Annotated in this window: 7 protein-coding genes; 6 read left to right on the forward strand and 1 reads right to left on the reverse strand. The window is 67.6% G+C overall.

Annotation, left to right across the window (positions count from 1 at the left end; translation table 11 throughout):
• The first annotated feature begins 3 nt into the window (after window positions 1–3).
• Both ACYQ2W_RS17055 and ACYQ2W_RS17060 read left to right on the forward strand, forming a co-directional pair.
• Window positions 4–2,511 (forward strand): ATP-binding protein, encoded by a 2,508-nt coding sequence (locus ACYQ2W_RS17055; protein WP_459869671.1) that lies wholly within the window; start codon window positions 4–6, stop codon window positions 2,509–2,511.
• Window positions 2,508–4,289, forward strand: coding sequence for a putative bifunctional diguanylate cyclase/phosphodiesterase (locus tag ACYQ2W_RS17060; RefSeq protein ID WP_459869673.1), 1,782 nt, complete (start codon window positions 2,508–2,510; stop codon window positions 4,287–4,289). Before ACYQ2W_RS17055 ends, ACYQ2W_RS17060 begins: the two co-directional genes overlap by 4 nt.
• Here ACYQ2W_RS17060 and ACYQ2W_RS17065 read toward each other — a convergent pair.
• Window positions 4,283–5,599, reverse strand: a complete 1,317-nt coding sequence (locus ACYQ2W_RS17065) for a sigma-54 interaction domain-containing protein (protein ID WP_459869674.1) — start codon at window positions 5,597–5,599, stop codon at window positions 4,283–4,285. The two genes, ACYQ2W_RS17060 and ACYQ2W_RS17065, sit on opposite strands and share 7 nt — an antisense overlap.
• A 271-nt stretch (window positions 5,600–5,870) precedes the next feature.
• On the opposite strand from ACYQ2W_RS17065, the gene cydP reads away from it, so the two are divergent.
• The 4 genes from cydP (at window position 5,871) to cydX (ending at window position 9,129) form a co-directional block, all read left to right on the forward strand.
• Window positions 5,871–6,059 (forward strand): cytochrome oxidase putative small subunit CydP, encoded by a 189-nt coding sequence (gene cydP, locus ACYQ2W_RS17070; RefSeq protein ID WP_459869676.1) that lies wholly within the window; start codon window positions 5,871–5,873, stop codon window positions 6,057–6,059.
• A gap of 33 nt (window positions 6,060–6,092) precedes the next feature.
• Window positions 6,093–7,655 carry a cytochrome ubiquinol oxidase subunit I gene (locus ACYQ2W_RS17075; RefSeq protein WP_459869679.1) on the forward strand — a complete coding sequence of 521 codons (1,563 nt, stop codon included), beginning with the start codon at window positions 6,093–6,095 and terminating at the stop codon, window positions 7,653–7,655.
• 143 nt (window positions 7,656–7,798) lie between these two features.
• Complete coding sequence (cydB, locus tag ACYQ2W_RS17080; protein ID WP_459869681.1) at window positions 7,799–8,941, forward strand: cytochrome d ubiquinol oxidase subunit II; 1,143 nt, start codon at window positions 7,799–7,801, stop codon at window positions 8,939–8,941.
• Between the two features lie 56 nt (window positions 8,942–8,997).
• Window positions 8,998–9,129: a cytochrome bd-I oxidase subunit CydX gene (gene cydX / locus ACYQ2W_RS17085; protein ID WP_459869685.1), complete on the forward strand. Its 132-nt coding sequence runs from the start codon at window positions 8,998–9,000 to the stop codon at window positions 9,127–9,129.
• Window positions 9,130–9,720: the final 591 nt, after the last annotated feature.

Consider the following 9,720-nt stretch of genomic DNA (forward strand, 5'->3'; position numbering starts at 1 on the left):
GCGGTGGAGCGGCGCCACACCCTCCCGCTGCACTATCGGGTGCTCGCCTGGGCGCTGCTGCCGATGCTCGCCCTCAACGGCTTCGCCCTGCTCCACACCTCCCGCGGCATCGACGAGGCGCGCGCCGCCCTGGAGGCGGAGAGCGCCCAGCTGGAAGGGCGCATCCAGCAGGAGTTCGGCAAACAGCTGGAGACCCTCTCCCAGGTGGCCAAGCTGCTCGCCGACAGCGAGGAGCTGGCCGAGGCGGTCGGTGAGCACCGCAGCGACTGGCTCTACCAGTGGTCCCACCGCTTCATCCGCGCCGGCCTCGCCGGACGCATCACCATCGCCGACGCCGACGGACTGGTGATCGCCCGCGGCCACGACGAGTTCGCCTTCGGCGACTCCATCGCCGGCCACCGCCCGTTCCGCGTCGCCATCGAACGGGGCGGCTTCACCGGCGCCCTGGAGCTGGACTCGATCCCCAGCCTGGTGGCGATCGAGCCGATCTACCGCTACGACACCCTGTTCAGCGGCGTGGTGATCGTCTCCCACGGCCTCACCCTCGGCATGCTCAAGGAGATCGAGACCCACGCCGCCGGCCGCCTCGGGATCACCGCCGACGGCCGGCGGATCGGCCACTTCCCCGCCCCCACCGACCCCGACGACCGGCTGGTCCACCATTTCCCGCTGCACCTGCCGACCCTCAGCGACACCCCGCTGTGGGTCACCCACGAACAGGACCTGGGCGCCCGCATCGGCGCCCTGCGGCGACTCGGCAACCGCCTGCTCGCCTTCAGCGTGGTGGCGATCGGTCTGGTGGTCCCGCTGGTGGTGCTCTCCATGGGGCGGATCCTCCGCCCGCTGCGCAGCCTGCACGAGCAGTTGGCCCGCTTCAGCCACCATGAGATCGACCTCGACGACCTGATCGAGCGGGTCGGCCCGCTGCAACGCAGCGGCGGCGAGCTGGGCGCCATCGCCACCTCGGTGGCCGACGGCCTGCGCGAACTGCGCCGCACCCAGTTGGAACTCTCCGCCTCCGAACAGCGCGCCCGGGAGGCCAACCGCGCCAAGAGCGAATTCCTCGCCAACATGTCCCACGAGATCCGCACCCCGATCAACGCCGTGATCGGCTTCACCGAGCTGCTCGAACGGAGCGAACTGGACGCCGTCCAGCGCGACTACCTGCAATCGGTGAAGAGCGGCGGCAACAGCCTGCTCACCCTGATCAACGACATCCTCGACCTCTCCAAGATCGAGGCCGGCGCGCTGCGCCTGGAGTACGTCCCGGTGAGCCTGCGCGGGCTGTTCGCCGAGATCGAGCGGATCTTCCGCCGGCGGATCGAGGAGAAGCAGCTCAGCCTGATCCTCGACGTCGACCCGGAGACCCCCGAGCGGGTGCTGCTCGACGAGGTAAGGCTGCGCCAGGTACTGCTCAACCTGGTGGGCAACGCGGTGAAATTCACCGACTTCGGCACCATCCAGCTCACCGCCGAGGCGAAACCCGCCGGCGAGGGACAGGTCGACCTGCTGATCGCGGTCTGCGACAGCGGCATCGGCATCGCCGCGGTCAACCAGGAGAAGGTCTTCGAGGCGTTCGAGCAGTCCGACGGCCACTCCACCCGCCGCTACGGCGGCACCGGCCTGGGTCTGGCGATCTCGCGCAAGCTGGTGGAGATGATGGAGGGGACGATCAGCCTGAGCAGCGTCCCCGGCAAAGGCAGCGCCTTCGTCGTCGCGCTCCACGGCATCACCACCTTCGACGCCCTCTCCGCCGAAGCCGACCTCGAAGAGGAGCCCCCCCGCCGCGAACGGCTGCACCTGGAGCCCTGCACCGTACTGGCGGTGGACGACGTCCCCTCCAACCGCGAGCTGATCCGGGTGCTGCTGGAGGAGAGCGGTGCCACGGTGGTCACCGCCGAGGACGGCCGCGAGGCCCTGGAGGCGGCCGCCCGCCACCGTCCCGCCCTGATCCTGATGGACCTCAAGATGCCGGGCATGGACGGCTACGAAGCGGTCCACCGGCTGCGCGCCGACCCGCAGCTCGCCGGCATCCCGGTGGTCGCCGTCACCGCCTCGGTGAACGAGACGGAGCGCGCCCGCATTGGCCACACCGGTTTCGACGGCCAGTTGCACAAGCCGTTGATCCGCGAAGAGGTCCACCATTTGCTGCGCCACTTCCTGCCGCACCACATGGAATCCGGCGACGCCGAGGAGGAGGAGCCCGCCGACGACACCCTGCCGGCCGCGACCGCCGCCCGCCTCCCCGAACTGCTCGCCGAACTCGACGCCCTGCGCCAGGAGCTGCCCGGCCGCGGCGGTGGCAATCTGGCGCAACTGCGCGAGCTCTCCAGAAAGTTCCAACGCCTCGCCGAACGCTATCCGGCACCGCCTCTCCAACGCTATGCCAACCAGCTCAGCGACGCCCTCGCCGGCTTCGACATCGAACGCATCGAACGAACCCTCGGGCGCCTCCCCCGTCTGACCGAACAACTGCGCCCCGCGCCCCCCGCAGAACAGGAGCGGCCATGAACCAGCAACCCGATACCCCGCCCCAAGCCATGGGGCTCCCCCACTCGCTGGAGGCGGGTGAGATCGTCGCCAGCCTCCACGCCCGCGTCGATACCCTTGCCACTCCGATCGTCCCGGTCTCCCCCCACCACCCCTGCCTGGGGGTACTCAAACGGTTTCAGGAGAACCCCAGCCTCCACCTGCTGCCGGTGGCCGACGGTGACAAGCCGGTGGGCCTGGTGCTGCGCGCCAGCCTGATCGAGGAGTTCAGCAAGCCCTACTCCCGCGATCTCAACCACAAACGGACGATCGCCGAATTCGTCGAGGAGAACACCCTCTTCGTCGAGCACGAGGTGAGCATCGACGACCTCGCGCGGATGATCATCGAGAGCGGCCATCCCGGCATGGCCGACGGCTTCATCGTCACCGACCACGGCCGCTACCAGGGGGTCGGCACCTACCGCGACGTGCTCAACGAGCTGGCCCAGCGGCGCCAGGAGCACCTCTTCCACCTCGCCCACTACGATGCCCTGACCGGCCTGCCCAACCGCCTGCTGTTCCAGGACCGCCTGGTCCAGGCCTGTGCCCGCGCCGCCCGCGGCGGCGACAAGGTGGCGCTGCTGTTCCTCGACCTGGACGGCTTCAAATACGTCAACGACACCCTCGGCCACGCCGTCGGCGACCGCCTGCTGCGCGAGATCGCCCGCCGCCTCGGCGAGACGGTGCGGCGCAGCGACACCCTGGCGCGCCTCGGCGGCGACGAATTCACCGCCATCCTCACCGGCCTGGCGAAGAAGCGCGCGGTGGTGCCGGTGGCCAACAAGATGCTCCAGGAGATCGCCCGCCCGATCGAACTCCCCGGCATCGACGAGAAGCTGCGCGTCACCGCCAGCATCGGCATCGCCTTCTACCCCTCCGACAGCAAGGAGAGCTCCAGCCTGGTGCGCAAGGCCGACATGGCGATGTACCAGGCCAAGGAGAGCGGCCGCAACAACTACCAGTTCTACGCCCAGGCCACCAACCTGAAGATCCGCGACCGCCTCAGCCTGGAGCACGACCTGCGGGTGGCGGTGGAACAGCGCGAGCTGATCCTCCACTACCAGCCGGTGGTCGACGGCGACGGCCTCGCCGTCGGCGTCGAGGCGCTGCTGCGCTGGCCCCATCGCGAGCGGGGCATGGTCCCCCCCGACCAGTTCATCCCGCTGGCCGAAGAGACCGGCCTGATCGAACCGATCGGCCAACAGGTGATCGACCTCGCGCTGCGCGACTTCGCCGGCTGGCGCAGCCAAGGCATCCCGCCACTGTCGCTGGCGATCAACCTCTCGGTGCGCCAGCTCGAGCGCAGCGAGATCGTCAAACAGGTGGTGGACCGCGCCGCCGAATACGGCATCGAACTGGAGCAGCTGATCTTCGAGGTCACCGAAGGGGTGATGATCCGCGACGGCTCCCCGGTGGCGAAGAAGCTCGCCGCCCTCGACGCCCTCGGCGCGCGGCTGGCGGTGGACGACTTCGGCACCGGCTACTCGTCGCTCTCCTACCTGCAGAGCCTGCCCTTCTCCACCCTCAAGATCGACAAGCGGTTCGTCGCCAAACTCCACGACGACAACGCCAGCCGCAGCCTCTCCAAGGCGATCGTTGCCATGGCCCACAGCCTCGGGCTGTCGGTGATCGCCGAGGGGGTGGAGAACGCCGAGCAGTTGGCGGTCCTGCGCGGCTTCGGCTGCCACCACTTCCAGGGCTACCACTTCGCCCGGCCGATGCCGCCGGAGGAGGTGCTGGGGTATCTGCGACGCTATTGAGCGATGCCTTGCAGCTTGCGGTAGAGGGTCCGCTCGCTCAGGCCGAGGGCGTCGGCCAGCGCCTTGCGATCGCCGGGGAAGCGGCGGGCGGCCCAGGTCAGGTAACGGCGCTCCATCGCCGCCAGGGGCATCAGTTCGAAGGCCGCCTGAGGATCGCTCTCCGCCGCCGCCTCGCGCAACTCCTCCGGCAGATGCTCGGGCAGCACCCGTTCGCCGTCGGCCACCAGCAGCGCCCGTTCCACCACGTTGCGCAGCTCGCGGATGTTGCCGGGGAAGGGGTAGCGTTCGAGAATCGCCATCGTCTCATCGGTGAAGTGCAGGGTGCGGCCGCTGCCGAGCCGCTTGAGCTGGCTCTCGATCAGCAGCGGCAGATCCTCGCGCCGCTCACTCAATGAAGGAAGCAGGATCGGGAAGGCGTTGATGCGGTAGTAGAGGTCGCGACGGAAACGCTCCTCGGCGACCATCTGCTTCAGATTCCTATGGGTGGCGCAGACCAGCCGGAAGTCGGCCTGCAGCGGCTCCACCCCGCCGACCCGGCGGAAGGTGCCGGTCTCCAGCAGGCGCAGCAGCTTCACCTGCTGGGCCAGCGGGATGTCCCCCAGCTCATCGAGGAACAGCGTCCCCCCGGCCGCCGCCTCCACCAGGCCGATCTTGCGCCGCGCCGCGCCGGTGAAGGCCCCCTTCTCGTGGCCGAACAGCTCGCTCTCGAACAGCGTCTCGGTGAGCCCGGAGCAGTCCACCGGCACGAACGGCCGGTCGCGCCGCGGGCTCGCCTCGTGGACCGCCTGGGCCGCCAGCTCCTTGCCGGTGCCCGACTCGCCCAGCAGCAGCACCGCGGTCTCGCTGTGGGCCACCCGGTGGATCAGCCCCAGCATCCGATTGAACTGCGGCGAGCGACCCACCATGCGGTCCTCGCTGGGGGTGGCGCCGGCCACCCGCACGAAACGCATCTGTTCGATAAAGTAGCGCACCTTGCCGTCGCGGTCGCGGATCGGGTGCAGCTCGACGTCGACGTGCTCCTCGCCGCGGGCGGTGTGGTGCAGATGCAGCACCCGCCGCGCCTCGCCACTGGCCAGCGCGTCCCGTAGCGGGCAGGTCTCACCGGCCTGGTCGCACGGCACGCGGTAGTGGTGGGAGACCTCGTAGCAGCGCTTCCCCTCCGGCGCGCCGCCGAAGGTGGTGCAGTAGGCGCGGTTGGCGGCGAGGATGCGGTATTCGTGGTCGAGGAGGATCGCCGGCTGGGCGAACGCCTCCACCGCCTGGGCCACCTCGCGGGTGGAGGAGCCGTCGATGTCGTCGAGGGGGGTCATGGGCCGCTCACCTGTCAATGCTGGCAGTCATATGGCGAGGATAGCTGCCATTTCACACAGATGACAGACCCGTATCGCCGCTTCGGGGCCTCTCGAATCCATCCCACGTCCCTCCACCACCGAAAATTCTTCCTGATTTAAATCAATGAGCTAAAACCAGACAAAAACACTTTCGTCAACTTTTACCATCCCTTGGCCCAGCCCTTGCTCTCTCCCTCTCCGTCAGCCGCCCCGCATGTCTGCGGGGGGCCACGAGAGGAGACGCCGAACCATGACCCCGTTGCGCTGGAACCGTTTCCGCCGCGAGATCGCCGCCGTGCTGTTGATCAAGGCGGTCGCCCTGGCGGTGATCTGGAACCTTTTCTTCAGCCGGCCGCTCGACGCGCACCTCTCCGACGCGAAGATCGGCGACTACCTGTTCCAACCGGCCGCCCACCAGCGGCCCGTCGAGAACCGCTAGCCCGCCCCCGCCAACCCTACCGAGGACTCGCCTATGATCGCCGAAGAGCTGGTCGACCTGTCGCGATTACAGTTCGCCATCACCGCCATGTACCACTTCCTGTTCGTCCCGCTGACCCTGGGGCTCTCCTTCATCCTGGTGATCATGGAGTCGGTCTACGTGATGACCGGCAAGGAGATCTACAAGGACATGACCCAGTTCTGGGGCAAGCTGTTCGGCATCAACTTCGCCTTGGGCGTCACCACCGGCATCACCATGGAGTTCCAGTTCGGCACCAACTGGGCCTACTACTCCCACTACGTCGGCGACATCTTCGGTGCGCCGCTGGCGATCGAAGGGCTGATGGCCTTCTTCCTGGAGTCCACCTTCATCGGGCTGTTCTTCTTCGGCTGGGACCGGCTGTCGAAGCGCAAGCACCTGATGGTCACCTTCCTCACCGCGCTCGGTTCCAACCTCTCGGCGCTGTGGATCCTGGTGGCCAACGGCTGGATGCAGAACCCGGTGGGTACCGAGTTCAGCTTCGAGACCATGCGCATGGAGATGACCGGCTTCACCGACCTGCTGCTCAACCCGGTGGCCCAGGTGAAGTTCGTCCACACCGTCGCCGCCGGCTACGTCACCGGCTCGATGTTCGTCCTCGGCATCTCCGCCTACTACCTGCTGAAGGGGCGCGACCTGGCCTTCGCCAAGCGCTCCTTCGCCATCGCCGCCGCCTTCGGGGTCGCCTCCGTGCTGTCGGTGATCATCCTCGGCGACGAGTCGGGCTACGAACTGGGCGACGTGCAGAAGACCAAGCTGGCGGCGATCGAGGCGGAGTGGCATACCCACGAGGCGCCCGCGCCGTTCACCCTGTTCGGCATCCCCAACGAGGAGACCATGACCACCGACTACGCGGTGAAGATCCCCTACGCCCTGGGGCTGATCGCCACCCGCTCCACCGACGAGGAGGTGACCGGCATCCGCGAGCTGGTGTGGCAGCACGAACAGCGGGTGCGCCGCGGCATCATCGCCTACGGCGCGCTGCAGAAGCTGCGCTCGGGCGATACCCGCATCGCCACCCGCGAGGAGTTCGAGGCGGTGAAGAAGGACCTCGGCTACGGCCTGCTGCTGAAGAAGTACGTCGAGGACCCGGCCACCGCCACGGATGAGCAGATCCGCCAGGCGGCGCGCGACACCGTACCCAAGGTGGCGCCGCTCTTCTGGACCTTCCGGGTGATGGTCTTCGCCGGCTTCCTGATGCTCTTCATCTTCGTCGCCGCCTTCTGGTTCACCGCCAAGCGCACGGCGTGGAACAAGCGCTGGCTGCTGCGCATGGCGCTGTGGGGCATCCCGCTGCCGTGGATCGCCGCCGAGACCGGCTGGTTCGTCGCCGAGTACGGCCGCCAGCCCTGGTCGATCGGCGAGATCCTGCCGACCCACCTGAGCACCTCCACCCTGGCGGCGGGCGACGTCGCCGGCTCCCTGGCCGGCTTCATCTTCTTCTACACCGTGCTGCTGGTGGTGGAGCTGTTCCTGATGTTCCGCTTCGCCCGCCTCGGCCCCAGCTCGCTGCACCTTGGGCGGTACCACTTCGAAGAGACTGCGGCGAACGGCTGATCCAACAAGCTTGGGATGAGAAACGCGGAGAACGCAAAGACGCAGAGAACGCAGAGAAGAGAAGAAATTCGAATTCTTACTTTGCGTTCTCTGCGTCTCCGCGATCTCTGCGTCAATCCCCGAAACTCAAACGAGGCACCAAAATGATCCTGGACTACGAGACTCTGAAACTGGTGTGGTGGGTGCTGGTCGGCGTGCTGCTGATCGGCTTCGTCATCACCGACGGCTTCGACATGGGCGCCGGCGCCCTGCTCCCCTTCCTCGGCAAGAACGACGAAGAGCGCCGCGTGATCATCAACACCCTCGGCCCCCACTGGGACGGCAACCAGGTGTGGTTCATCACCGCCGGCGGGGCGATCTTCGCCGCCTGGCCGGCGGTCTACGCGGCGGCCTTCTCCGGCTTCTACGTAGCCATGCTGCTGGTGCTCTTCGCGCTCTTCTTCCGCCCGGTGGGCTTCGACTACCGCAGCAAGATCGCCGATCCGCGCTGGCGCAACACCTGGGACTGGGGGCTCTTCGTCGGCGGCGCGGTGCCCGCGCTGGTCTTCGGCGTCGCCTTCGGCAACCTGCTCCTCGGCGTCCCCTTCCAGCACGACGAGATGCTCCGCCCCAGCTACACCGGCAGCTTCTGGGGCCTGCTCAACCCCTTCGGCCTGCTCGCCGGAGTGGTCAGCCTCTCCATGCTGGTGATGCACGGCGCCATGTGGCTGCAACTGCGCACCGACGAGGCGGTCGCCGAACGCGCCCGCAAGGCGGTGCAGATCGCAGCATCCGTGCTGATCGTCGCCTTCGCCGCCGCCGGGGTGTGGCTGGCACTCGGCATCGACGGCTACCAGATCGTCTCCATGCCGCCCACCGACGCGCTGCCCAACCCGCTGGCGAAAGAGGTGGTGGTCGCCGCCGGCGCCTGGCTGACCAATTACTCCACCTACCCGTGGATGATCGCCGCCCCCGTGCTCGGCTTCGCCGGCGCGCTCGGCGCCATCGTGCTGGCCCGCGCCAACCGCCCCGGCTTCGGCTTCGTCGCCACCGCCGTGGCGATGAGCGGGGTGATCCTCACCGCCGGCTTCTCGATGTTCCCCTTCGTGATGCCCTCCTCCACCCAGCCGGTGAGCAGCCTCACGGTGTGGGACGCCCCGTCGAGCAAACTGACCCTGACGGTGATGTTCTGGGCGGCGATGATCTTCGTGCCGATCATCCTCGCCTACACCACCTGGACCTATCGGGCGATGTGGGGAAAGGTGACCGTCGCCTTCGTCCGCGAGCACGATCACAGCGCCTATTGAGCCCCTGGGGGCGGACACGCTCCGCCCCCGCCCAACCGACTATTGGAGAGACGACAATGTGGTACTTCACCTGGATTCTCGGCGTGCTGCTGGCCCTCAGCCTGGGGGTGATCAACGCCATGTGGCTGGAGGCGGAGGAGGCCCGAGTACCCGCGGAGGAGGATTCCGCAGGAAAGGATGGAAGGTGACAGAACTCCCGGCTCAGTGCCCGGACAACGCCGCAAAGGCCGACCCCGCGCCCTCGCGCCACCGTGATGCCCTGCGTCGTGTCAGGCAGAACGCCACGCCGAAATGCGCGAGTCTGCGCCCCATCACGACACGGGTTGGGCGATGCGTACCCTACGGTTGCGAAGCACCGGAGCTGAACGTTCTCTCGTTACCATGCTCCGCGTGGTAACGCGCCACCTCGACGCTCTGCGTCGCACCGAGCAGCACACCACACCGGAATACGGAAGTGGACGCAGAGCGTCCGAAGAGAGGTTACGACGCGGAGCGTCCGAAGAGAGGTTACGACGCGGAGCGTCATAACCAGAGCGGGTGGCCGACGTTGTGCACCCAATCCTGCTGACGCATCAAATAGGCCCCGGAGAAATGCCGGGGAATAGCCTGTGGCAGATGCAAATGCGGTTCCCGCCATGGCTAGCTTCAATGAGGCCCCGGCAAAAAGCCGGGGAATAGGCCGACGGAGTGGCTCCACCTCTCCCAGCACCCGAAGGGCTTCAATGAGGCCCCGGCAAAAAGCCGGGGAATAGAGGCCCTGGAAGTTGATGGGGAAATAT

This window comes from Endothiovibrio diazotrophicus (genome assembly GCF_054657215.1).

Coding starts and splice junctions, on each gene's coding strand:
- ACYQ2W_RS17060 (WP_459869673.1), top strand. CDS start 2,508: ATGAACCAGCAACCCGATACCCCGCCCCAAGCCATGGGGCTCCCCCAC.
- cydX (WP_459869685.1), top strand. CDS start 8,998: ATGTGGTACTTCACCTGGATTCTCGGCGTGCTGCTGGCCCTCAGCCTG.
- cydP (WP_459869676.1), top strand. CDS start 5,871: ATGACCCCGTTGCGCTGGAACCGTTTCCGCCGCGAGATCGCCGCCGTG.
- ACYQ2W_RS17065 (WP_459869674.1), bottom strand. CDS start 5,599: ATGACCCCCCTCGACGACATCGACGGCTCCTCCACCCGCGAGGTGGCC.
- cydB (WP_459869681.1), top strand. CDS start 7,799: ATGATCCTGGACTACGAGACTCTGAAACTGGTGTGGTGGGTGCTGGTC.
- ACYQ2W_RS17075 (WP_459869679.1), top strand. CDS start 6,093: ATGATCGCCGAAGAGCTGGTCGACCTGTCGCGATTACAGTTCGCCATC.